This is a genomic window from Pseudomonas sp. TYF_14 (assembly GCF_043105275.1).
Classification (GTDB): domain Bacteria; phylum Pseudomonadota; class Gammaproteobacteria; order Pseudomonadales; family Pseudomonadaceae; genus Aquipseudomonas; species Aquipseudomonas alloputida.
The window spans coordinates 1-23939 of sequence record NZ_JBICLK010000004.1; the positions used below are offsets into that span (position 1 = coordinate 1).

The 23939-nt window shown below is 62.4% G+C and carries 22 protein-coding genes; 21 read left to right on the forward strand and 1 reads right to left on the reverse strand.

Annotation, left to right across the window (positions count from 1 at the left end; all coding sequences use genetic code 11):
- The 15 genes from bamA to ispD form a co-directional block, all read left to right on the forward strand.
- The coding region (bamA, locus tag ACF8O8_RS00870; protein ID WP_392509121.1) for an outer membrane protein assembly factor BamA at positions 1-1404 on the forward strand (1404 nt) is incomplete at its 5' end.
- A 44-nt stretch (positions 1405-1448) separates the two neighbouring features.
- Entirely contained in the window at positions 1449-1952 is a 504-nt protein-coding gene (locus ACF8O8_RS00875; protein ID WP_003252311.1) for an OmpH family outer membrane protein, read from the forward strand.
- 1 nt (position 1953) lies between these two features.
- Entirely contained in the window at positions 1954-3009 is a 1056-nt protein-coding gene (lpxD, locus tag ACF8O8_RS00880; RefSeq protein WP_003252312.1) for a UDP-3-O-(3-hydroxymyristoyl)glucosamine N-acyltransferase, read from the forward strand.
- Between the two features lie 114 nt (positions 3010-3123).
- Complete coding sequence (gene fabZ / locus ACF8O8_RS00885) at positions 3124-3564, forward strand: 3-hydroxyacyl-ACP dehydratase FabZ (RefSeq protein ID WP_003252314.1); 441 nt, start codon at positions 3124-3126, stop codon at positions 3562-3564.
- Positions 3561-4337: an acyl-ACP--UDP-N-acetylglucosamine O-acyltransferase gene (lpxA, locus tag ACF8O8_RS00890; protein ID WP_003252316.1), complete on the forward strand. Its 777-nt coding sequence runs from the start codon at positions 3561-3563 to the stop codon at positions 4335-4337. The genes fabZ and lpxA overlap by 4 nt, the downstream gene beginning before the upstream one ends.
- Position 4338: 1 nt before the next feature.
- On the forward strand, positions 4339-5466 hold the full coding sequence (gene lpxB / locus ACF8O8_RS00895) for a lipid-A-disaccharide synthase (RefSeq protein ID WP_088513564.1): 1128 nt from the start codon (positions 4339-4341) through the stop codon (positions 5464-5466).
- 1 nt (position 5467) lies between these two features.
- Positions 5468-6091: a ribonuclease HII gene (rnhB, locus tag ACF8O8_RS00900; protein ID WP_003252319.1), complete on the forward strand. Its 624-nt coding sequence runs from the start codon at positions 5468-5470 to the stop codon at positions 6089-6091.
- 186 nt (positions 6092-6277) lie between these two features.
- Positions 6278-9802, forward strand: a complete 3525-nt coding sequence (gene dnaE / locus ACF8O8_RS00905) for a DNA polymerase III subunit alpha (protein ID WP_392509122.1) — start codon at positions 6278-6280, stop codon at positions 9800-9802.
- Positions 9803-9908: 106 nt separating this feature from the next.
- Positions 9909-10856 (forward strand): acetyl-CoA carboxylase carboxyltransferase subunit alpha, encoded by a 948-nt coding sequence (locus ACF8O8_RS00910; RefSeq protein ID WP_003252323.1) that lies wholly within the window; start codon positions 9909-9911, stop codon positions 10854-10856.
- A gap of 171 nt (positions 10857-11027) precedes the next feature.
- Positions 11028-12311 (forward strand): tRNA lysidine(34) synthetase TilS, encoded by a 1284-nt coding sequence (gene tilS / locus ACF8O8_RS00915; protein ID WP_392509123.1) that lies wholly within the window; start codon positions 11028-11030, stop codon positions 12309-12311.
- A gap of 267 nt (positions 12312-12578) precedes the next feature.
- On the forward strand, positions 12579-14207 hold the full coding sequence (locus tag ACF8O8_RS00920; RefSeq protein ID WP_003252329.1) for a CTP synthase: 1629 nt from the start codon (positions 12579-12581) through the stop codon (positions 14205-14207).
- Between the two features lie 3 nt (positions 14208-14210).
- A complete protein-coding gene (gene kdsA, locus ACF8O8_RS00925) occupies positions 14211-15056 on the forward strand; it encodes a 3-deoxy-8-phosphooctulonate synthase (protein WP_010952685.1) in 846 nt (281 codons plus the stop codon).
- Between the two features lie 154 nt (positions 15057-15210).
- A complete protein-coding gene (eno, locus tag ACF8O8_RS00930; RefSeq protein ID WP_003252333.1) occupies positions 15211-16500 on the forward strand; it encodes a phosphopyruvate hydratase in 1290 nt (429 codons plus the stop codon).
- Between the two features lie 168 nt (positions 16501-16668).
- The gene (ftsB, locus tag ACF8O8_RS00935) at positions 16669-16950 is read left to right on the forward strand and encodes a cell division protein FtsB (protein WP_004576849.1); all 282 of its coding nucleotides are present in this window, start codon (positions 16669-16671) and stop codon (positions 16948-16950) included.
- Positions 16947-17654 (forward strand): 2-C-methyl-D-erythritol 4-phosphate cytidylyltransferase, encoded by a 708-nt coding sequence (ispD, locus tag ACF8O8_RS00940; protein WP_350298678.1) that lies wholly within the window; start codon positions 16947-16949, stop codon positions 17652-17654. Before ftsB ends, ispD begins: the two co-directional genes overlap by 4 nt.
- Positions 17655-17781: 127 nt before the next feature.
- On the opposite strand, the gene ACF8O8_RS00945 is transcribed toward ispD, so the two are convergent.
- The gene (locus ACF8O8_RS00945) at positions 17782-18678 is read right to left on the reverse strand and encodes a LysR substrate-binding domain-containing protein (RefSeq protein WP_003252336.1); all 897 of its coding nucleotides are present in this window, start codon (positions 18676-18678) and stop codon (positions 17782-17784) included.
- 107 nt (positions 18679-18785) lie between these two features.
- Here ACF8O8_RS00945 and ACF8O8_RS00950 point away from each other — a divergent pair, with 107 nt between their 5' ends.
- The 6 genes from ACF8O8_RS00950 to ACF8O8_RS00975 all read left to right on the forward strand — a co-directional run bounded on the left by ACF8O8_RS00950 (position 18786) and on the right by ACF8O8_RS00975 (position 23813).
- Positions 18786-19898 carry an S-(hydroxymethyl)glutathione dehydrogenase/class III alcohol dehydrogenase gene (locus tag ACF8O8_RS00950; RefSeq protein ID WP_014592131.1) on the forward strand — a complete coding sequence of 371 codons (1113 nt, stop codon included), beginning with the start codon at positions 18786-18788 and terminating at the stop codon, positions 19896-19898.
- Between the two features lie 8 nt (positions 19899-19906).
- Complete coding sequence (gene fghA, locus ACF8O8_RS00955; RefSeq protein ID WP_003252340.1) at positions 19907-20761, forward strand: S-formylglutathione hydrolase; 855 nt, start codon at positions 19907-19909, stop codon at positions 20759-20761.
- 112 nt (positions 20762-20873) lie between these two features.
- Entirely contained in the window at positions 20874-21347 is a 474-nt protein-coding gene (gene ispF / locus ACF8O8_RS00960; RefSeq protein ID WP_016501146.1) for a 2-C-methyl-D-erythritol 2,4-cyclodiphosphate synthase, read from the forward strand.
- Positions 21344-22402: a tRNA pseudouridine(13) synthase TruD gene (gene truD, locus ACF8O8_RS00965; RefSeq protein ID WP_010952689.1), complete on the forward strand. Its 1059-nt coding sequence runs from the start codon at positions 21344-21346 to the stop codon at positions 22400-22402. The genes ispF and truD overlap by 4 nt, the downstream gene beginning before the upstream one ends.
- Positions 22390-23139, forward strand: coding sequence for a 5'/3'-nucleotidase SurE (gene surE / locus ACF8O8_RS00970; RefSeq protein ID WP_010952690.1), 750 nt, complete (start codon positions 22390-22392; stop codon positions 23137-23139). Before truD ends, surE begins: the two co-directional genes overlap by 13 nt.
- Positions 23140-23174: 35 nt before the next feature.
- Positions 23175-23813: a protein-L-isoaspartate(D-aspartate) O-methyltransferase gene (locus ACF8O8_RS00975; protein WP_003252348.1), complete on the forward strand. Its 639-nt coding sequence runs from the start codon at positions 23175-23177 to the stop codon at positions 23811-23813.
- Positions 23814-23939 lie beyond the last annotated feature (126 nt).

Below are 23939 nucleotides of genomic sequence, written 5' to 3' on the forward strand. Positions count from 1 at the left end.
AACGTCAACGGCGTGCCGCAACCCAACGACCAGGACCACACGGTCGACATCATGTTCGTGGTCGACCCGGGCAAGCGTGCCTACGTCAACCGCATCAACTACCGCGGCAACACCAAGACCGAAGACGAAGTGCTGCGTCGCGAAATGCGCCAGATGGAAGGCGGCTGGGCGTCGACCTACCTGATCGACCAGTCCAAGACCCGTCTTGAGCGCCTGGGCTTCTTCAAGGAAGTCAACGTCGAGACCCCGCAGGTGCCTGGCACTGACGACCAGGTCGACGTCAACTACAGCGTCGAAGAGCAGGCCTCCGGCTCGATCACCGCCAGCGTCGGTTTCGCCCAGAGCGCCGGCCTGATCCTGGGTGGTTCGATCAGCCAGAGCAACTTCCTCGGTACCGGTAACAAGGTATCCATCGGCCTGACCCGTTCGGAATACCAGACCCGTTACAACTTCGGCTTCGTTGATCCCTACTTCACCGCCGATGGCGTCAGCCTGGGCTACAACGCCTTCTATCGCAGCACCGATTACGACGACCTCGACGTCGACGTTGCCAGCTATGCGGTGGACAGCTACGGTGCCGGCGTCAGCCTGGGCTACCCGATCAGCGAAACCTCGCGCCTGACCTACGGCCTGAGCGTGCAGCAGGACAAGATCAAGACCGGCAAATACACCGTTGACGAGATCTTCGACTTCCTCGAGGAGGAAGGTGACAACTTCCTGAACTTCAAGGCCTCGATCGGCTGGTCCGAGTCGACCCTGAACAAAGGCGTACTGGCCACCCGTGGTCACTCGCAAAGCCTGACCCTGGAGTCCACCGTTCCGGGCAGCGACCTGTCGTTCTTCAAGCTTGACTACCGTGGCCAGCTGTTCAAGCCGATCACCAGCGACTACACCCTGCGCCTGCATACCGAGCTGGGCTATGGTGATGGTTACGGCAGCACCTCCGGTCTGCCGTTCTACGAGAACTATTTCGCGGGTGGTTTCAACTCCGTCCGTGGCTTCAAGGACAGCAGCCTGGGCCCGCGCAGTACCCCGAGCATCGGTGAGGCCGCAGGTGGCAAGCCAGGCACCATCGCCGACCCGGATCAGGATCCGTTGCCGTTTGGTGGTAACGTGCTGGTGCAAGGCGGTGCCGAACTGCTGTTCCCGCTGCCGTTCGTCAAGGACCAGCGTTCACTGCGCACCTCTGTGTTCTGGGACGTGGGTAACGTGTTCGACACCAATTGCGGCAACAAACCTGATTGCGAGAAGGTCGGGTTCTCGGGCATGGCCAGTTCGGTCGGCCTAGGCGTGACCTGGATTACCGCACTGGGCCCGCTGAGCTTCAGCCTGGCAATGCCGGTCAAGAAGCCGGACGATGCCGATACCCAGGTGTTCCAATTCTCTCTGGGCCAGACCTTCTAAGGTCGGCCCTTGCTTAATGACAACGGTTTATCCAGGAGTGCATCGTGCGTAAATTGGCTCAATTGGCCGTAGTGGCCGCGGCGCTGGTCGCCACCCCGGCTTTCGCCGAAATGAAGGTTGCCGTCCTGAACTACCAGATGGCCCTGCTCGAGTCGGATGCCGCCAAGAAGTATGCGGTTGATGCCGAGAAGAAATTCGGTCCGCAACTGACCAAGCTGAAAAGCCTGGAAAGCAGTGCCAAGGGCATCCAGGACCGCCTGATCAAGGGCGGCGACAAGATGCAGCAGCAGGAGCGTGAGCGCCTGGAGCTCGAGTTCAAGCAAAAGGCTCGCGATTTCCAGTTCCAGTCCAAGGAACTGAACGAAGCCAAGGCCGTTGCTGATCGCGACATGCTCAAGCAACTGAAGCCGAAGCTGGATGGTGCTGTCGAGGAAGTGATCAAGAAGGGCGGCTACGACCTGGTCCTCGAGCGTGGTGCGGTCATCGATGTCAAACCTCAGTACGACATCACCCGCCAAGTCATCGAGCGCATGAACCAAGCCCGTTGATATGAGTGTGACCATGACGCTAGGCCAGCTGGCCGAGGTACTCGGAGCTACCCTCAAGGGGCCCGAGGCGCTGCAGATTACCGGGTTGGCCACCTTGCAGGAGGCTGGCCCGACGCAGTTGAGCTTCCTCGCCAACCCGCAGTACCGCAAGTACCTGGATAACAGCCAGGCTGGCGCGGTGCTGCTCAAGGCTGCGGATGCCGAAAGCTTTGCCGGCAATACCCTGGTCGTGGCGGACCCGTACCTGGCTTACGCGCGAATTTCCCACCTGTTCGATCCCAAACCCAAGGCTGAGGCGGGTATACATCCCAGCGCCGTGGTGGCGGAAGATGCCCAGGTGGACGCCAGCGCCAGCATTGGGCCGTTCGCGGTCATCGAAAGTGGTGCGCGCATCGGCGCCAACGTCAGCATCGGCGCACACTGCTTCATCGGTGCCCGCTGTGTGGTCGGTGAAGGTGGTTGGCTGGCACCGCGGGTCACGCTGTATCACGACGTGACCATCGGTAAGCGTGTGGTCATCCAGTCGGGTGCCGTGATCGGCGGCGAGGGCTTCGGCTTTGCCAACGAGAAGGGCATCTGGCGCAAGATTGCACAGATCGGCGGCGTCACCATTGGTGATGACGTGGAGATCGGCGTCAATACTGCTGTCGACCGTGGCGCGCTGTCCGACACCCGGATCGGCGACGGGGTCAAGCTGGACAACCAGATCCAGATCGCTCACAACGTGCAGATCGGTGATCACACTGCCATGGCCGCTTGCGTCGGAATCTCCGGCAGCACGCGCATCGGCAAGCACTGCATGCTGGCCGGGGGTGTGGGGCTGGTTGGGCACATCGATATTTGCGATAACGTTTTCGTTTCCGGAATGACCATGGTTACCCGTTCGATCACTGAACCGGGTTCCTATTCTTCCGGCACTGCCATGCAGCCGCTGGCTGACTGGCGCAAGAGCGCCGCGCGTATCCGCCACCTGGACGACATGGCCAAGCGTCTCCAGCAGCTGGAAAAACGCGTCGATACCGTGACCTCAGGTGGCCTGCCGACATCAGAAGGCTGATACCATTCCCTGAGCAAGAGTGAACAGTCGCTAGCTGGCTCCTCTTTGGATTGCAAAAGGAGCGTGTGGTCAGCACCTGCGCTCCCTATTCTTATTACAGGCTTCCCCACCGAAATGATGGACATCAACGAGATTCGCGAATACCTGCCTCACCGCTACCCGTTCCTGCTGGTAGACCGTGTGACGGATCTGGACTTCGAGGCCCAGAGCATTCGTGCCTACAAGAATGTCAGCATCAATGAGCCGTTTTTCAATGGCCACTTCCCGGCACACCCGATCATGCCGGGTGTCCTGATCATCGAAGCCATGGCCCAGGCGGCCGGCATCCTTGGTTTCAAGATGCTCGATGCCAAGCCGGCCGATGGCACCCTGTACTACTTTGTCGGTTCCGACAAACTGCGTTTCCGTCAGCCGGTTCTGCCGGGTGACCAGCTTGTGCTGGAAGCCAAGTTCCTCAGCCGTAAAAGCATGATCTGGAAGTTCGAGTGCCGCGCCCTTGTCGATGGCAAGCCGGTCTGCTCGGCAGAAATCACCTGCGCGGAACGCTCCCTATGAATTCGATTGATCCTCGGGCCATTATCGATCCGTCGGCCAAGCTGGCCGACGGCGTCGAGGTCGGCCCTTGGTCGATCGTTGGCCCTGATGTAGAAATCGGGGAGGGCACCGTTATCGGCCCGCATGTTGTGCTCAAAGGTCCGACCCGCATCGGCAAGCACAACCGTATCTTTCAGTTTTCCTCGATCGGTGAAGACACCCCGGACCTTAAGTACAAGGGTGAGCCGACGCGCCTGGTGATCGGCGATCACAATGTGATTCGCGAAGGGGTGACCATCCATCGCGGTACTGTTCAGGACCGCTCGGAAACCACCGTGGGTGACCATAACCTGATCATGGCCTATGCCCACATTGGCCACGACAGTGTCATCGGCAACCACTGCATCCTGGTCAACAACACGGCGTTGGCAGGTCATGTACATGTGGGTGACTGGGCGATCCTGTCCGGTTACACCCTGGTTCACCAGTACTGCCATATTGGCGCCCACGCGTTTTCCGGCATGGGCACGGCCATTGGCAAGGACGTTCCGGCCTTCGTTACCGTGTTCGGCAGCCCGGCCGAAGCCCGCAGCATGAACTTCGAGGGCATGCGCCGCCGCGGTTTCAGCGACGAGGTGATCCATGTGCTGCGTCGTTGCTACAAGATTGTCTACCGTCAGGGCCTGACCGTCGAAGACGCGCTCAAGGAGCTGGCCGAACCGGCCACGCAACACCCTGAGGTCGAGCTGTTCCGTCAGTCGATCCTGAGCTCCGCTCGCGGCATTACGCGCTGATATGGCCCAGCTTTGCGTAGCGCTGGTCGCGGGTGAGGCCAGTGGCGATATTCTTGGTTCAGGCTTGATGCGTGCCCTCAAGGCACGCCACCCCGACGTGCGGTTCATCGGGGTTGGCGGCCCCTTGATGGAAGCTGAGGGCCTGCAATCCTATTTCCCCATGGAGCGCCTGGCCGTCATGGGGCTAGTCGAGGTACTGGGGCGCCTGCGCGAGCTGCTCAAGCGCCGCAAGCTGCTGATCCAGACCCTGATCGAAGAAAAGCCCGACGTATTCATCGGCATCGACGCCCCTGACTTCACCCTCAACATCGAGCTGAAGCTGCGCCAGGCCGGGATCAAGACCGTGCACTATGTCAGCCCGTCAGTGTGGGCCTGGCGGCAGAAGCGCGTGCTGAAGATCCGCGAAGGCTGCGACCTGATGCTGACGCTGCTGCCGTTCGAGGCGCGGTTCTACGAAGAGCAAGGTGTGCCAGTGCGTTTTGTTGGCCACCCGCTGGCAGACACCATCCCGCTTGAATCCGACCGCCCGGCCGCGCGCGCCGCGCTGGGCCTGGGCGAGGGGCCGGTGGTGGCATTGATGCCGGGCAGTCGGGGCGGCGAAGTAGGGCGCCTGGGCGCGTTGTTCCTCGACGCCGCCGAGCGCCTTTGCCAACAAGTGCCGGGTGTGCGCTTCGTGTTGCCCTGCGCCAACGCCACGCGGCGCGCCCAGATCGAACAGATGCTTGAAGGGCGCCAACTGCCGCTGACCCTGCTCGATGGCCAGTCGCACCAGGCCCTGGCGGCCTGTGACGCGGTGCTGATCGCCTCGGGTACCGCCACCCTCGAGGCGCTGCTGTACAAGCGGCCGATGGTGGTGGCGTACCGTTTGGCACCTTTGACTTTCTGGATTCTCAAGCGTCTGGTGAAAAGCCCTTACGTGTCATTGCCGAACCTGCTGGCCCAGCGAGAGCTGGTGCCCGAGTTGCTGCAGGACGACGCTACCAGCGAAGCGCTGGCCAACACCCTGGCGCCGCTGGTGCGCGATGGAAGCCAGCAGACCGAACGTTTCGACGAAATTCACCGCACCCTGCGCCGTGACGCCTCCAATCAGGCGGCCGAGGCAGTACTGGCCCTGCTCAAGGACCGCTGACATGCAAATTGGACTGGACTTCAACCTGGTAGAAGACCTGGTTGCCGGCGTTGATGAAGTGGGCCGTGGCCCGCTGTGCGGCGCGGTGGTAACGGCGGCAGTGATTCTTGATCCCGCACGGCCGATTCTCGGTCTGAACGATTCGAAGAAACTCACCGAAGCCAGGCGTGAGGCGCTGTTCGACGAGATCTGCGAAAAGGCCTTGAGCTTCTGCATCGCCCGCGCCGAAGTCGAGGAAATCGACAGCCTGAACATCCTGCAAGCCACCATGCTGGCCATGCAGCGGGCAGTGGAGGGCTTGCACATTACGCCGAAGCTGGCCCTGATCGATGGCAATCGCTGCCCGAAGCTGGCTGTGCCGGCAGCACCGGTGGTCAAGGGGGATAGCCAGGTGCCGGCCATTGCGGCGGCATCGATCCTGGCCAAGGTGACCCGTGATCGGGAGATGAGTGCGTTCGAACTGATCTACCCGGGTTATGGCATTGGCGGGCACAAGGGCTACCCGACCCCGGTGCATCTCGAGGCCTTGGCGCGCCTTGGGCCTACGCCCATTCATCGGCGTTCCTTCGCCCCGGTGCGGGCGGCTTGGGAAGCGCGCGAAGGCGTCACCGATTCCCTGATCTGACCTATTGGGGCCGCTTCGCGGCCCTTCGCGGGCACGCCCGCTCTCACAGGATTCATCGGTCTGAGCGGCGGGGCCGTACCTGTGGGAGCGGGCGTGCCCGCGAAGGGCTGCAAAGCAGCCCCAAAAAAAGCCCCTAGTTAGGCTACAATCCCGCCCTTGTCGTTAAGCACTGCTACAGGATCTTCCATGTCGGTTCCCTTCGTTCACCTGCGCGTCCACTCCGAATTCTCGCTGGTCGACGGCCTGGTGCGGATCAAACCGCTGGCCAAGGCGCTGACCGGGATGAACATGCCGGCGGTCGCGATCACCGATCAGAGCAACATGTGCTCGCTGGTGAAGTTCTACAAGACTGCCATGGGCGCCGGCATCAAACCGATCTGCGGTGCCGACCTGTGGCTGGCCGGTGCCGACCCGGAAGCCCCGCTGTCGCGCATCTGCTTCCTGGCCATGGACCCCAAGGGCTATCGCAACCTCACCGAACTGATCTCGCGCGGCTGGACCGATGGCCAGCGCAATGGCCTGGTCATCCTCCAGCGTGAATGGATCGCCCCGGCCAGCGAGGGCCTGATTGCCCTGTCCGCGGGCAAGGAAGGCGACATTGGCATGGCGCTGCTGGCGGGGCGGCAAGACGAAGCCGAAGCGCTTCTTCAAGACTGGATGGGCATGTTCCCCGAGCGCTTCTACGTTGAAGTGCAGCGCACCAATCGGGCACGCGACGAAGAATACGTGCACGCGGCGGTGGCATTGGCCGACAAGCTTGGCGCCCCGCTGGTGGCTACCAACGACGTACGTTTCATCAAGCAGGCGGACTTCGACGCCCACGAGACCCGCGTCTGTATCGGCGAGGGCTGGACCCTCGACGACCCGCGACGTCCGCGTTGCTACAGCGACCAGCAGTACCTGAAGTCGGCCGAGGAAATGGCCGAGCTCTTCAGTGACCTGCCCGACGCCATCGCCAACACCGTCGAGATTGCCAAGCGCTGCAACATCCAGGTGCAACTGGGCAAGTACTTCCTGCCTGACTTCCCCACTCCCAACGGCATGGGCATCGACGACTACCTGCGGCATGTGGCCCACGAAGGCCTGGAAGAGCGCCTGGCCGTGCTGTGGCCGAAAGAGACGACGCCCAATTATGAAGAAAAGCGTCAGGTCTACCTGGACCGCCTGAAGTTCGAGCTGGACATCATCATCCAGATGGGCTTCCCCGGTTACTTCCTGATTGTTATGGACTTCATCAAGTGGGCCAAGAACAACGACGTACCGGTTGGCCCGGGGCGTGGTTCGGGTGCCGGCTCGCTGGTGGCCTATGTCCTGAAGATCACCGATCTCGACCCGCTGGCCTACGACCTGCTGTTCGAGCGCTTCCTCAACCCTGAACGTGTTTCCATGCCCGACTTCGACGTCGACTTCTGCATGGACGGCCGTGACCGGGTGATCGACTACGTGGCCGAGGCCTACGGCCGTAACGCGGTGAGCCAGATCATCACCTTCGGTACCATGGCCGCCAAGGCGGTGGTGCGTGACGTGGCGCGGGTGCAAGGCAAATCCTATGGCCTGGCCGACCGCCTGTCGAAGATGATCCCCTTCGAAGTGGGCATGACCCTGGAGAAGGCCTACGAGCAGGAAGAAATCCTGCGTGACTTCCTCAAGGGCGACGAAGACGCCCGTGAAATCTGGGACATGGCCCTGAAGCTGGAGGGTGTGACCCGGGGTACCGGCAAGCACGCCGGTGGTGTGGTTATCGCACCGACCAAGCTCACCGACTTTTCGCCGATCGCCTGTGATGAAGAGGGTGGTGGCCTGGTAACCCAGTTCGACAAGGATGACGTCGAGGCCGCCGGCCTGGTGAAGTTCGACTTCCTCGGCCTGCGTACCTTGACCATCATCAAGTGGGCGATGGAGATCATCAACCGCGAGCAGGCCAAGAAGAACCTGCCCGACCTCAACATCGACTTCATCCCGCTGGACGACCGCAAGACCTACGAGCTGCTGCAGAAGGCCGAAACCACGGCGGTGTTCCAGCTTGAATCGCGTGGCATGAAGGAGCTGATCAAGAAGCTCAAGCCCGACTGCCTGGAAGACCTGATCGCACTGGTTGCGCTGTTCCGTCCGGGCCCGCTGCAATCGGGCATGGTGGACGACTTCATCAACCGCAAGCACGGCCGCGCCGAGCTGGCCTACCCGCACTCCGACTACCAGTACGAAGGCCTCAAGCCGGTACTGGCGCCGACCTACGGCATCATCCTGTACCAGGAACAGGTGATGCAGATCGCCCAGGTGATGGCGGGTTACACCCTGGGTGGCGCCGACATGCTGCGCCGGGCCATGGGTAAGAAAAAGCCCGAGGAAATGGCCAAGCAGCGCGGTGGTTTCATCGAAGGTTGCGTAGCCAACAATATCGATGCGGACCTCGCCGGTAACATCTTCGACCTGGTAGAGAAGTTCGCGGGCTACGGCTTCAACAAATCCCACTCCGCCGCCTATGGCCTGGTGTCGTACCAGACCGCCTGGCTGAAAACCCACTACCCGGCGCCGTTCATGGCTGCGGTCCTGTCGGCGGATATGCACAACACCGACAAGGTGGTGGTGCTGGTGGAGGAGGTGCGCAGCATGAAGCTGCGCCTCGACGCGCCGGACGTGAACTTCTCGGACTTCAAGTTCACCGTCAACAACGACGGCCGTATCGTCTACGGCCTTGGCGCCATCAAGGGTGTCGGCGAAGGCCCGGTGGAGGCGATTGTCGAGGCGCGTGCCCAAGGCGGTCCGTTCAAGGACCTGTTCGATTTCTGTGAACGCATCGACCTCAAGCGGGTCAACAAGCGTACCCTTGATGCGCTGGTGCGCAGTGGCGCGCTGGACCGCCTTGGCCCGCACTTCCATGACGAGATCAAGGCCTACCACGCCAACATCGACATCAACCGGGCAACCTTGCTGTCGGCGCTGGGCGAGGCCATCAAGGCAGCCGAGCAGGCTGCGCATACCGCTGACAGTGGCCATGTCGACCTGTTCGGCGGCATGTTCGACGCGGCAGATGTCGACGTCTATGCCAACCATCGCAAGGTGCGCGAGCTCACCCTCAAGGAGCGTCTGAAAGGGGAGAAAGACACCCTTGGCCTGTACCTCACCGGCCACCCGATCGACGAGTACGAGACCGAGATCCGCCGCTTCGCCCGCCAGCGCATCGTCGACCTCAAGCCGTCGCGCGAAACCCAGACCATCGCGGGCATGATCATTGCCCTGCGGGTGATGAAGAACAAGAAGGGCGACAAGATGGGCTTCGTCACCCTGGATGACCGTTCCGGGCGGATCGAGGCATCGCTGTTTGCCGATGCCTTCATGGCGGCACAGTCCTTGCTGCAGACCGATGCCATGGTGGTGGTGGAAGGCGAGGTCAGCAATGACGACTTCTCCGGGGGCTTGCGCCTGCGGGTGAAGCAAGTGATGACCATGGAAGACGCACGCACCAAGCTGGCCGAGAGCCTGCGCCTGAAGGTGGCGCACGACGCACTGAAGGGCGACCGGCTGAAATGGCTGGGCGAGCTGATCACCCGCCATCGCGGTGCCTGCCCGATTACGCTGGAGTACACCGGCAGCGACGCCAAGGCCATGCTGCAGTTTGGCGAGCAGTGGGCAATCGACCCGGCCGATGGGCTGATTCAGGCGCTGCGTGACCAGTTCGGGCGTGAGAACGTCTTCCTGCAATATCGTTGAACCGACAAAAATTTAATCTCGACCTGAATGCGCCTGATCCCTTAAGGTATGGCGCCAAACGGATCAACCGGCCGGCCGCCTGGCCGTAGACCCAAGACGGATGACTATGAACCCGAATTTCCTCGACTTCGAACAGCCGATTGCCGACCTGCAAGCCAAGATCGAAGGCCTGCGCCTGGTGGGCAACGACAACTCGCTGAACATCAGCGATGAAATTGCCCGTCTGCAAGACAAGAGCAACACCCTGACCGAAAGCATCTTCGGCAACCTGACCAGCTGGCAGATCGCCCGCCTGGCCCGTCACCCGCGTCGTCCTTACACCCTGGACTACCTGGAGCACATCTTCACCGAGTTCGAAGAGCTGCACGGGGACCGTCACTTCTCTGACGACGCCGCCATCGTGGGTGGTACTGCGCGTCTGGACGGCAAGCCGGTCATGGTCATTGGCCACCAGAAGGGCCGTGAAGTGCGCGAGAAAGTGCGTCGCAACTTCGGCATGCCGCGCCCGGAAGGTTACCGCAAGGCCTGTCGCCTGATGGAAATGGCCGAACGCTTCAAGATGCCGATCCTGACCTTCATCGACACGCCGGGCGCCTACCCGGGCATCGACGCCGAAGAGCGCAACCAGAGTGAAGCCATCGCCTGGAACCTGCGGGTCATGGCACGCCTGAAAACCCCGATCATCGCTACCGTGATCGGTGAGGGTGGTTCCGGTGGGGCACTGGCCATTGGCGTGTGCGACCAACTGAACATGCTGCAGTACTCCACCTACTCGGTGATCTCGCCGGAAGGCTGTGCTTCGATTCTGTGGAAAACTGCCGATAAAGCAGCAGACGCGGCCGAGGCCATGGGCATCACCGCCGAGCGTCTGAAGAGCCTGAACATTGTCGACAAGGTCATCCAGGAGCCGCTGGGCGGCGCCCACCGTGATCCGGCCAAGATGTCCGAAAGCATCCGTGCCGATCTGGTGCAGCAGCTGGACATGCTCGGCAAGTTCGACAACGATGCGCTGCTGGCCCGTCGTTACGAGCGCCTGATGAGCTACGGCCTCTGATTCTGATTTGCCCCGGGGCCGTTTTGCGGCCCTTGTGATTGATGGCACCGGCTTCGCCGGTGTTCGCGGGTAAACCCGCTCCTACAGGTATTGCGCTGCCCTTGAGGCTTGCGCCGTACGTGTGGGAGCGGGCATGCCCGCGAATGCTTTCTGGAATCGAGCGAGGGCTAGATGATCAACCTCACTCCTTGGCTCAACGCCCCCACCTGGTACGTTGCCTTCTCCGGCGGCCTCGATTCCACCGTCCTCCTGCACCTGCTGGCCGAATACGCCCGCAACCACGCATCCCCCCCGCTGCGCGCCATCCATATCCACCACGGCCTGCAAGCTGCGGCCGACGCCTGGCCCGCCCACTGCCAGGCCATCTGCGACAATTTCGACGTTGAACTTCAGGTCATCCACGTCCAGGTCTCCCCTGGCGCCAGCCTGGAACAGGCGGCCCGAGAGGCCCGCTATGCTGCCTTCAGGCAAGTGCTCGGCCCGGGCGATATCCTGTTCACCGGCCAGCACCGCGACGACCAGGCCGAGACCCTGCTGTTCCGCCTGTTGCGCGGCGCCGGCCTGCGTGGCCTGGCGGCAATGCCGGGGCAGCGGGCGCTGGGGCAGGGCAGCCTGGTCAGGCCGTTACTGGCCTGTTCCCGGCAACATTTGCAGGAGTATGCTCAAGCCCAAGGGCTGACCTGGATCGAAGACCCGTCAAACGTCGACACACAATTCGCCCGCAACTACCTGCGCGGCGAAGTGATGCCGCACTTGCAGCAACGTTGGCCACAGGCCAGCCAGAACTTCGCCCGTGCAGCAGAGCATCTGGGCGAGGCGCTGGGTTTGCTGGACGAACTGGCCCAGGAGGATCTGGCGCTTGCGGGTAAGGGGGCGCCCCTCGCCTGGCCGGGGCTGGATTCCCTCGACCTGGCCGCCCTGCTGGCGTTATCGCCGGCCCGTCAGCGCAATGCCTTGCAGTACTGGCTGAGCCAGCGCACCCGTTTGCCCGATACCCGGCACTGGGCCGGCTGGGCAGACCTGCGCGATGCCGGTGCCGATGCCCGGCCAGTCTGGCGGCTTGCCGATGGACGGTTGGTGCGTAGCCACGGGCGCATCTGGTGGTTGAGCGGTGATTGGCTACAGCAACCGGCTGGCTCGCTGGCCTGGCCCGACCCTGATGGGCCGTTGCGGTTGCCGGGCAATGGTTGCGTGCGTCTTGTTGGCGCAGCCGTGCCGAGCGGGTTGCGCATTGCCTACCGTCAGGGGGGTGAAATGCTGGAGGTTCCCGGCCGTGGTCGGCGGGACCTCAAGCGCCTGCTCAACGAACAGCAGGTGCCGCATTTCCTGCGCTCGCGCCTGCCGTTGCTGTATCACGGCGAACGCCTGCTGGCAGTGGCCAACCTGCCCGGGCTGGTGCAGGCGGATTGCCAACTGCACTGGCAGTTACCGACGAACGCGCAAGGTTTGAGCTGAAGGGTACATTCCGGTAGACTACCCTCCCTTCTTGATACAACTTCTGTGGGTTCCGCGAAAACACAGGAGTTGCCGATTACCAAGCAGTTTTTTGCCGAGCTGATTCTGGAAATGACGAGCGAACGCCATGCCGGGTATACCCTGGCTGTACAGACGCGGCAGTTTTTCGAGATGCACTGTGATTGACGCAGGTGATCGGGGGCTTCGGCCTTCCTTCGCTTTCTCCGGCGGCGCTGGCCGCCTTAACGCAGACTTCTAGGGTTTTTCATGACGCGCTACATATTCGTCACGGGCGGTGTTGTTTCTTCATTGGGGAAAGGCATTGCCTCGGCTTCCCTGGCGGCCATCCTGGAAGCGCGGGGCCTGAAGGTCACCATGCTCAAGCTGGATCCGTACATCAACGTCGACCCGGGCACCATGAGCCCGTTCCAGCACGGTGAAGTTTTTGTCACCCACGATGGCGCCGAGACCGACCTCGACCTGGGGCACTACGAGCGGTTCATCCGCACCACCATGACCCAGAACAACAACTTCACCACCGGCCGTATCTACGAGCACGTGCTGCGCAAAGAGCGTCGTGGTGATTATCTGGGCGCGACCATCCAGGTCATCCCGCACATCACCGACGAAATCAAGCGTCGCATCATCAAGGGTGCCGGCGATGCCGACGTGGCCCTGGTGGAAATCGGCGGTACCGTGGGTGATATCGAGTCGCAGCCGTTCCTCGAGGCGATTCGCCAGCTGCGTGTCGAAGTGGGCTCCAAGCGTGCCATGCTGATGCACCTGACCCTGGTCCCGTACATCGCCACCGCTGGCGAAACCAAGACCAAGCCGACCCAGCACTCGGTCAAGGAGCTGCGCTCCATCGGCCTGCAGCCTGACGTGCTGATCTGCCGCTCCGACCACCCGGTGGATGCTTCGTCGCGTCGCAAGATCGCGCTGTTCACCAACGTTGAAGAGCGTGCGGTGATTTCGCTGGAAGACGTCGACACCATCTACAAGATCCCGGGCGTGCTGCATGCTCAGGGCCTGGACGACTTCGTCGTCGAGCGCTTCGGCCTGCAGTGCAATGGTGCCGACCTGTCCGAGTGGGACAAGGTGGTCGATGCCAAGCTCAACCCGGAGCACGAAGTGACCATCGCCATGGTCGGCAAGTACATGGAGCTGCTGGATGCGTACAAGTCGCTGATCGAAGCGATGAGCCACGCCGGCATCACCAACCGGACCAAGGTCAACCTGCGCTACATCGATTCGGAAGACATCGAGAACCAGGGCACCAGCCTGCTCGAAGGCGCCGATGCCATCCTGGTACCGGGCGGTTTCGGCCTGCGCGGTGTGGAAGGCAAGATCACCGCGGTGCAATACGCCCGTGAGAACAAGGTGCCGTACCTGGGTATCTGCCTGGGCATGCAGGTGGCTGTCATCGAATTCGCCCGTAACGTGATGGGCTGGAAAGACGCCAACTCCACCGAGTTCGACCGTAACAGCGGCCACCCAGTGGTCGGCCTGATCACCGAGTGGGCCGATGCCACCGGTGCCGTCGAGACCCGCGACGAGGCTTCCGACCTGGGCGGCACCATGCGCCTGGGCGCACAGGACTGCCAGCTGGCTGCCGGTTCCAAGGTGCACGACTGCTACGGCAAGGACGTGATCACCGAGCGTCACCGTCACCGCTACGAAGTGAACAACAACCTGCTGCCACAACTGGTGGAAGCTGGTCTGGTGGTTTCCGGCCGTTCCGAAGACGGCGCGCTGGTGGAAGTGGTCGAGTCCAAGGATCACCCATGGTTCGTCGCTTGCCAGTTCCACCCGGAGTTCACCTCTACCCCGCGTGACGGCCACCCGCTGTTCAGTGGTTTCGTCAAGGCAGCCCTGGCTCAGAAGAACAAGGCCTGATCGATGACCCAGAAGATCATTCGCGTCGGTAACATCGAGATCGCCAACGACAAGCCGTTCGTCCTGTTCGGCGGCATGAATGTTCTGGAATCCCGTGACCTGGCGATGAAGGTCTGCGAAGAGTACGTGCGGGTTACCGAGAAGCTCGGTATCCCGTACGTGTTCAAGGCCAGTTTCGACAAGGCCAACCGTTCGTCGGTAACGTCCTACCGTGGCCCTGGCATGGAAGAGGGGCTGAAGATCTTCGAAGAGATCAAGCGCACCTTCAACGTGCCGGTGATCACCGATGTGCACGAGCCTTACCAGGCCGAGCCCGTCGCCAAGGTATGCGACATCATCCAGCTGCCGGCTTTCCTGTCGCGGCAGACTGACCTGGTGGTGGCCATGGCCAAGACCGGCGTGGTGATCAACATCAAGAAGGCTCAGTTCCTCGCACCTCAGGAAATGAAACACATCCTGGCCAAGTGCGAAGAGGCCGGTAACGACCAGTTGATACTCTGCGAACGTGGTTCGAGCTTCGGCTACAACAACCTGGTTGTCGACATGCTGGGCTTCGGCATCATGAAGCAGTTCGAGTACCCGGTGTTCTTCGACGTGACCCACGCCCTGCAGATGCCGGGTGGCCGCGCCGATTCCGCCGGCGGTCGTCGGGCCCAGGTCACTGACCTGGCCAAGGCCGGCATGAGTCAGGGCCTGGCCGGGCTTTTCCTCGAGGCCCACCCCGACCCGGACAACGCCAAGTGCGATGGCCCATGCGCCCTGCGCCTGGATAAACTGGAGCCGTTCCTGGTCCAGCTCAAGCAATTGGACGACCTGGTGAAAAGTTTTCCGACGGTAGAAACCGCGTAAAGCTCATTTCTCGGGTAAAGTACCGCCCGATCCACCCCTGACCAGTCGGTCAGGGGCTCCCTTCATCAGGCCTGCCCAAAGCAAGTTCGCCCGGTGAACGGCAAGAATTTCCTAAGCTAAGTTGTTTTCGTCAAATTCTGGAGTGCTTACAACAATGGCAAAAATCGTCGACATCAAAGGTCGTGAAGTTCTCGATTCGCGTGGCAACCCCACTGTGGAAGCCGACGTACTGCTCGACAACGGCATCATCGGCAGCGCTTGCGCGCCGTCCGGTGCTTCTACCGGCTCGCGCGAAGCGCTGGAGCTGCGTGATGGCGACAAGAGCCGTTACCTGGGCAAGGGCGTGCTGAAGGCCGTCGCCAACATCAACGGCCCGATCCGTGACCTGCTGCTGGGCAAGGATCCTTCCGATCAGAAGGCTCTGGACCGCGCCATGATCGAACTGGACGGTACCGAGAACAAGGCCAAGCTGGGCGCCAACGCCATCCTGGCTGTTTCCCTGGCTGCCGCCAAAGCTGCTGCCCAGGACCAGGACCTGCCGCTGTACGCGCACATCGCCAACCTGAACGGCACCCCGGGCCAGTACTCGATGCCGGTTCCGATGATGAACATCATCAACGGTGGCGAGCACGCCGACAACAACGTCGACATCCAGGAGTTCATGGTTCAGCCGGTTGGCGCCAAGACCTTCTCTGACGGCCTGCGCATGGGTACCGAAATCTTCCACCACCTCAAGGCTGTACTGAAGGCCCGTGGCCTGAACACCGCCGTAGGTGATGAAGGTGGTTTCGCCCCTAACCTGGCATCCAACGAAGACGCCCTGGGCGCCATCGCTGAAGCTGTCGAAAAAGCCGGCTACAAGCTGGGCACCGACGTGACCCTGGCCCTGGACTGCGCGGCTTCCGAATTCTACGAAGACGGCAAGTACAACCTGTCCGGCGAAGGCAAGTCGTTCGACGCCGAAGGCTTCGCCGACTACCTGAAAGGCCTGACCGAGCGTTTCCCGATCATTTCGATCGAAGACGGCCTGGACGAGTCCGACTGGGCTGGCTGGAAAATCCTCACTGACAAGATCGGTGAAAAAGTCCAGCTGGTCGGTGACGACCTGTTCGTGACCAACACCAAGATCCTCAAGGAAGGCATCGAGAAAGGCATCGGTAACTCGATCCTGATCAAGTTCAACCAGATCGGCTCGCTGACCGAAACCCTGGAAGCCATCCAGATGGCCAAGGCTGCTGGTTACACTGCAGTGATCTCGCACCGTTCCGGTGAAACCGAAGACTCGACCATTGCCGACCTGGCTGTGGGTACTGCTGCTGGCCAGATCAAGACAGGCTCGCTGTGCCGTTCCGACCGCGTTTCCAAGTACAACCAGCTGCTGCGCATCGAAGAGCAACTGGGCGCCAAAGCGGTTTACCGCGGTCGTGCCGAGTTTCGCGGCTAAGCAAGAGATGGTAAAAAGGCAGCAGCCGGAGTTGTAGGAACGTTCGTACTGAACTTTCCTACGTACTAACGGGTTTCTGTCGACGAAGCCTGGCCTCGGCCAGGCTTCGTGCTATTCGAGGCCCCGAAGTAACAAGTACGCGGCAGCCTTTTTAACCTGGATAACGTGATGCGCAGTCCCTATTGGTTGTTCCTCGTTCTGCTCTTGCTGTTGGGTGGCCTGCAGTACCGCCTGTGGGTGGGTAACGGCAGCCTGGCGCAAGTGACCGAACTGAAGCAGCAGATTGCCGATCAGCATGCCGAAAACGAGCGCTTGCTCGAACGTAATCGTGTGCTCGATGCTGAAGTGCTAGAGCTGAAAAAAGGCATGGAGACCGTTGAAGAACGGGCCCGCCATGAATTGGGGATGGTCAAAGAGGGCGAAACCCTCTTCCAGTTGCCACAGAAATGATCGATACCTTGCCGGCCTTCTGGGCCGTGATTCCTGCGGCGGGTGTAGGTGCCCGCATGGCTGCCGACCGCCCCAAGCAATACCTGGAGCTGGCTGGGCAGACCCTTCTCGAGCACAGCCTCGACTGTTTTCTTGGCCACCCGGCGCTCAAGGGCGTGGTGGTCAGCATTGCCGAAGATGACCCGTACTGGCCTGGCCTGCGCTGCGCCAGCGACCCACGCATCCACTGCGCGGCGGGCGGGCGTGAACGCGCTGACTCGGTGCTTAACGCCTTGCTGGTGCTGCATGCCCAGGGGGCGGCGGACAGCGACTGGGTGCTGGTGCACGATGCTGCGCGGCCGAACCTGGCGCGCAGCGACCTGGACAAGCTGTTGTCGGAGCTGGCGGACGACCCGGTGGGTGGCCTGCTGGCGGTGCCGGCGCGCGACACCCTCAAGCGTGCCGACAGCCATGGCCGGGTGAGTGCTACCGTGGACCGCAGCACCATCTGGCAGGCGTACACACCGCAGATGTTCCGCCTTGGAGCGTTGCATCGGGCGCTGGCTGAGTGCCTGGTGTCGGATGTGGTGGTGACCGACGAAGCCTCGGCCATCGAATGGTCCGGTCAGGCGCCGCGGCTGGTGGAAGGGCGCAGTGACAACATAAAGGTGACCCGGCCCGAAGATCTCGAATGGTTGCGCCAGCGCTGGGCGGGTAAACGCTGAGCGTTCTCCTGGGCTGGCCTTTTCGCGGGTAAACCCGCTCCTACAATGGATTGCATCGGTGGTTGGACACAGACCGTCGTAGGAGCGGGTTTACCCGCGAAGAGGCCAGTACCAGCAGCACATCCCGTCAGCCGAAACGATACTCCGGCAACCCCGCCAACCCCTCCTTCAGGTAATCCACCAGCCGCCGTACCTTCGGCGACAGGTGCCTCTGCTGCGGATACAGCGCCCATACCGCCGTATTCGGCGGTTGGTGCGCCTCCAGCAGCGACACCAGCGCACCACTGTTCAGGTGTTCCAGCACGTAGTAATCCGGCAACTGGCACAACCCGATTCCTTGCAGCGCCGCATCCAGCACTGCCTGGCCACTGTTGCAGCGCCAGTTACCCTGTACCCGCTGGCTGATCTCACGGCCATCCTGCTGTAGCGCCCACAAGTCCGAACTCCCCACCAGGCAATTGTGCCGCGCCAGCTCCGACAGGCTGTGTGGCCGGCCATAGCGCTCAAGATAGGCCGGCGAGGCACACAGGTACATGCGCCTTGGCGCCAGGCGGGTAGCCACCAGGCGAGAGTCGGCCAGGCGGCCAAGACGGATGGCCAGGTCCATGCCTTCATGCAGCAGGTCGAGGGTGTGGTTGCTCAGCTCCACATCCACGCGCAACTGCGGGTACAGCGCCATGAATCGCGTCACCAGCGGCACGATGAAGCGCTCGCCGTAGGCCACTGCACACGTCATGCGCAACAAGCCCTTGGGTTCGCTGGCCAGGTCGCCCATGGCGCGCAGCGCTTCCTCACGGCCATCCTGCAAGCGTTGGCAATGCTGCAGGAAGGTCTGCCCGGCTTCGCTCAGGGTTACCCGGCGGGTGCTGCGATACAGCAGGCGCGTTTGCAGGCGGTCCTCCAGCCGGGCGATCTGCCGGCTGATGTGCGATGAGGAAACCCCCAGGCGTTCGGCGGCGGCAGTGAACTGGCCCGATTCGGCCACGGCGACAAATTCGTCGATGCCTTCCCATCGGCTGCTCATCGATTATCCCTGTGTGGCAATAATGTTTTGTCTTTGGCCTGATTATTAATCAAAAGGCGCTGAATTACACTGCAAGACTGAATCGATCCTCTGTCTGGAGACCTTTGATGATCAAGTCCCGTGCTGCCGTAGCCTTCGAAGCCAAGAAACCCCTGGAAATCGTCGAAGTCGACGTGGCCATGCCAAAGGCCGGTGAAGTGCTGCTGCGCGTGGTCGCCAGCGGTGTCTGCCACACCGATGCCTATACCCTGTCCGGTGCTGACCCGGAAGGTATCTTCCCGTCGATCCTTGGCCACGAAGGCGGTGCCATCGTCGAAGCGGTAGGCGAGGGGGTGACCTCGCTCGCCGTGGGTGACCACGTCATCCCGCTGTACACCCCGGAATGCGGCAAGTGCAAGTTCTGCCTCTCGGGCAAGACCAACCTGTGCCAGGCCATCCGCGCCACTCAGGGCAAGGGCCTGATGCCGGACGGCACCACGCGCTTCTCGTACAAGGGCCAGCAGCTGTTCCACTACATGGGCACCTCGACGTTCTCCGAATACACCGTGCTGCCGGAAATTTCCGTGGCCAAGATCCAGAAAGAAGCACCCCTGGAAAAGGTCTGCCTGCTGGGTTGCGGCGTCACCACCGGTATCGGCGCGGTGCTCAACACTGCCAAGGTCAAGCCCGGTGATACCGTGGCCATCTTCGGCCTCGGTGGCATCGGCCTGTCGGCCGTGATCGGTGCGGTCAAGGCCAAGGCCTCGCGTATCATCGCCATCGACATCAACCCGGCCAAGTTCGAAATCGCCCGCCAGTTGGGTGCCACCGATTGCGTCAACCCGAAGGACTACGATCGCCCGATCCAGGAAGTGATCGTCGACCTCACCGATGGTGGCGTGGACTTCTCCTTCGAGTGCATCGGCAACGTTCAACTGATGCGCGCCGCCCTGGAATGCTGCCACAAGGGCTGGGGAGAGTCGGTCATCATCGGTGTGGCCGGTGCCGGCCAGGAAATTTCCACGCGTCCATTCCAGCTGGTTACCGGTCGGGTTTGGCGTGGTTCGGCGTTCGGCGGCGTGCGTGGCCGCAGCGAGCTGCCGAGCTACGTGGAAATGTCCGAGAAAGGCGAGATCCCGCTGGACACCTTCATCACCCACACGATGGGGCTGGAAGACATCAACAAGGCCTTCGACCTGATGCATGAAGGCAAGAGCATCCGTAGCGTGATCCACTTCTGAGGTCTGTCATGAGCCTGGATAACATCTCCTGCCAGAAGAGCTTCGGCGGCTGGCACAAGCGTTACCGGCATCATTCCAAGGTGCTGGGTTGCGATATGGTGTTCGCTGTGTACCTGCCGCCGCAGGCCGAGCAGGGCGAAAAGCTGCCGGTGCTGTACTGGCTCAGCGGCCTCACCTGCACCGACGAGAACTTCATGCAGAAGGCCGGCGCCCAGCGTCTGGCCGCCGAGCTGGGGCTGATCATCGTCGCCCCCGATACCAGCCCGCGTGGCGAGCAGGTGCCGGGCGATCCGGACGGCGCCTGGGACTTCGGCCTGGGCGCTGGCTTCTACCTCAACGCCACCCAGCAACCGTGGGCCCAGCACTACCGCATGCACGACTATGTGGTGGAGGAGTTGCCAGCCCTGATCGAGGCACACTTCCCGGCGTCGGGCGAGCGCAGCATCAGCGGCCACTCCATGGGTGGGCATGGCGCGTTGGTGTGCGCCTTGCGCAATCCGGGGCGCTACCGCTCGGTGTCGGCATTCTCGCCGATCAGCAATCCGATGGATTGTCCGTGGGGCGAGAAAGCCTTCAGCCGCTACCTGGGTGAAGACCGTGGGCGCTGGCGTGAGTGGGATGCCAGTGTGCTGCTGGCCGAAACCCCTGCTGGCCAATGCCCGCCGTTGCTGGTGGACCAGGGCGACCGTGACGACTTCCTCGAGAAGCAACTCAAGCCTGAAGCGCTGGAACAGGCGGCACGCAAAGGTGGCCATGCAATGACCCTGCGTATGCAGCCAGGCTATGACCATAGCTACTACTTCATTGCCAGCTTCATCGAGGAGCACCTGCGCCATCATGCGGTGGCACTGGGGCGGGTTTAACGCTTGCTGTGGGAGCGGGCGTGCCCGCGAAGGGCTGCACAGCAGCCCCAATCCCACAAATCCCCTGCAAAGCAGGTAGAATCACGCCCTGACTCATTCAGGGCGTTTTCTTATGCGTATTGGCCACGGCTACGATGTGCACCGTTTCTGCGACGGTGATTTCATTACCCTGGGCGGGGTGCGTATCCCCCACAAATACGGCCTGCTGGCCCACTCCGACGGTGACGTGCTGCTGCACGCCCTGAGCGATGCCTTGCTTGGCGCTGCGGCGCTGGGCGACATCGGCAAGCACTTCCCTGACACTGACCCGCAGTTCAAGGGTGCTGACAGCCGCGTGCTGCTGCGCCATGTGGTCGGCATCGTCAAGGCCAAGGGCTGGAAGGTCGGCAACGTTGACGCCACCATCGTCGCCCAGGCACCGAAAATGGCCCCACACATCGAAACCATGCGCCAGCTGATCGCCGAAGACCTGCAGGTCGAGCTCGACCAGGTCAATGTCAAGGCCACCACCACAGAGAAGCTTGGCTTTACCGGCCGCGAGGAGGGCATTGCCGTGCATTCGGTCGCCCTGCTGCTGCCAGCATGACCGAACTGGAACTGCTGGGCCCGCGCGCATCGGGCGAACCCCTGGGCACCGCCATCCTCAAAGCGGTCGCCGAAGACTTTCAGGTTGACGAAGTTCTGGATATACCGCTATCCGGCCAAGGCGAGCACCTGTGGCTGTGGGTCGAGAAGCGTGACCTGAACACTGAAGAAGCCGCCCGGCGCCTTGCCCGCGCCGCTGGCGTGCCGGTGCGCAGCATCAGCTACGCCGGCCTGAAGGACCGCCAGGCGCTGACCCGCCAGTGGTTCAGCCTGCACCTGCCGGGCAAGGCCGACCCGGATCTGTCGCGTGCCGAGGATGCCAGCCTGCGGGTACTCAAGCAGGTGCGTCACCAGCGCAAACTGCAGCGCGGCGCGCATTCGGCCAACGGGTTCACCTTGCGCCTGACGGCCCTGGCTGCCGATCACCAGGCGGTGGATGCCCGCCTGGAGCAGCTGAGGCAGCAAGGTGTGCCCAACTATTTCGGCACCCAGCGCTTCGGGCACGGGGGTGGCAACGTCCATGACGCCCTCGATTGGGCCGCGCGCAAGGCTTTGCCTGAACAGCGCAACGTGCGTTCGCGGCTGCTTTCGGCCGGGCGCAGCTACCTGTTCAATCAGTTGCTGGCTGCGCGTGTGGCTGACGGTAGCTGGGCCCGAGCCCAGGTCGGCGACCTGCTGGCGTTCACCGACAGCCGCAGTTTCTTCCCGGCGGGTGAGGCGGAATGTGCCGACCCGCGCCTGGCGATTCTCGACCTGCATCCAACCGGCCCGATGTGGGGGGAAGGCGCTTCACCTGCTGGCGGTGCGCCTGCGCAGCTGGAAAACGCTATCGGCGCACGTCAGCCGGCACTTTGCCAGTGGCTGGCCCAGGCGGGCATGGATCACGAACGGCGAATTCTGCGGCTCCCTATTGGCGGCCTGACGTGGCATTATCCCGAGCCTGATATCCTGCAACTGGAATTCGTCCTGCCGGCCGGATGCTTCGCCACCGTGGTGGTGCGTGAAGTCGTGGATCTGGTGTCGGCAGGGCAGACGGACAGCCCATGCGTATTCTGATTTCGAATGACGACGGTGTTACCGCACCTGGCATCGCCGCGCTGCACGCTGCGCTGGCAGATTATGCCGAGTGCGCGGTGATCGCCCCGGATCAAGACAAGAGCGGCGCCAGCAGTTCGCTGACGCTGGACCGGCCACTGCATCCGCAGACCCTGGCCAATGGCTTCATCAGCCTCAACGGCACGCCGACCGACTGCGTGCACCTGGGGCTCAATGGGCTGTTGCCGCAGATGCCGGACATGGTCGTGTCGGGGATCAACCTCGGTGCCAACCTGGGCGATGACGTGCTGTATTCGGGAACGGTCGCTGCGGCGCTGGAAGGCCGCTTCCTCGGCGGTACCTCGCTGGCGTTCTCGCTGTTGTCGCGCCAGCCGGACAACCTGCCGACTGCGGCCTATATCGCCCGTCGTCTGGTCGAAGCACAGTCGCGTCTGGTGTTGCCGCCACGCACCGTACTCAACGTCAATATTCCCAACTTGCCGCTGGAGCACATCCGTGGCATCCAGCTCACCCGTCTCGGTCACCGGGCGCGGGCGGCGGCGCCCACCAAGGTGGTCAACCCGCGTGGCAAGGAAGGCTACTGGATTGCCGTGGCCGGTGATGCCGAGGACGGCGGCCCAGGCACCGACTTCCACGCAGTGATGCAAGGCTACGTATCGATTACCCCGTTGCAGCTCGACCGCACCTTCAATGATGCCTTCGAGCAGCTCGATGGTTGGCTGGAGGGCCTGCTCTGATGCGTGAGGACGATATGCTGCGGCGTGGCATCGGCATGACCTCTCAGCGTACCCGGGAGCGGCTGATCCAGCGCTTGTGCGAAGAGGGGGTTTCGAACACCAAGGTGCTCGACGTGATCCGTCGTACGCCGCGCCACCTGTTCGTCGACGAGGCGCTGGCGCATCGGGCTTACGAAGACACCGCGCTGCCGATCGGCCACAACCAGACCATCTCCCAGCCGTTCATGGTTGCTCACATGAGCGAGTTGTTGCTCGAGGCCGGGCCGCTGGACAAGGTGCTGGAGATTGGCACCGGTTCGGGCTACCAGACGGCGATCCTGGCTCAGCTGGTCGAGCGGGTGTTTTCGGTAGAGCGTATCAAGGTACTGCAGGACCGGGCCAAAGAGCGCCTGGTGGAGCTTAACCTGCGCAACGTGGTCTTCCGCTGGGGTGACGGTTGTGAGGGGTGGCCGGCGCTTGCGCCGTACAACGGCATCATCGTCACCGCCGTGGCGCCGGAAGTGCCACAGGCACTGCTCGACCAACTGGCACCCGGTGGGCGCATGGTCATCCCGGTAGGGCCGGCCGGCGAAGCGCAGCAACTGATGCTGATCGTGCGCGAGGAGCATGGATTCTCCCGTCGGGTACTGGGGGCTGTGCGTTTCGTGCCGCTGCTCAATGGTCCCCTGGCCTGAGGCCTGTTGATCCGAGCTGTGCGGGCATGAGGCGCGGTGTATTTTTGTGCCGGTGGCGAATTCTTGTCGCTTCGCCCTGTCTATCAGGCGGTGCGAAGCGCTGACGCACAGCGTGCACCGGGGTTT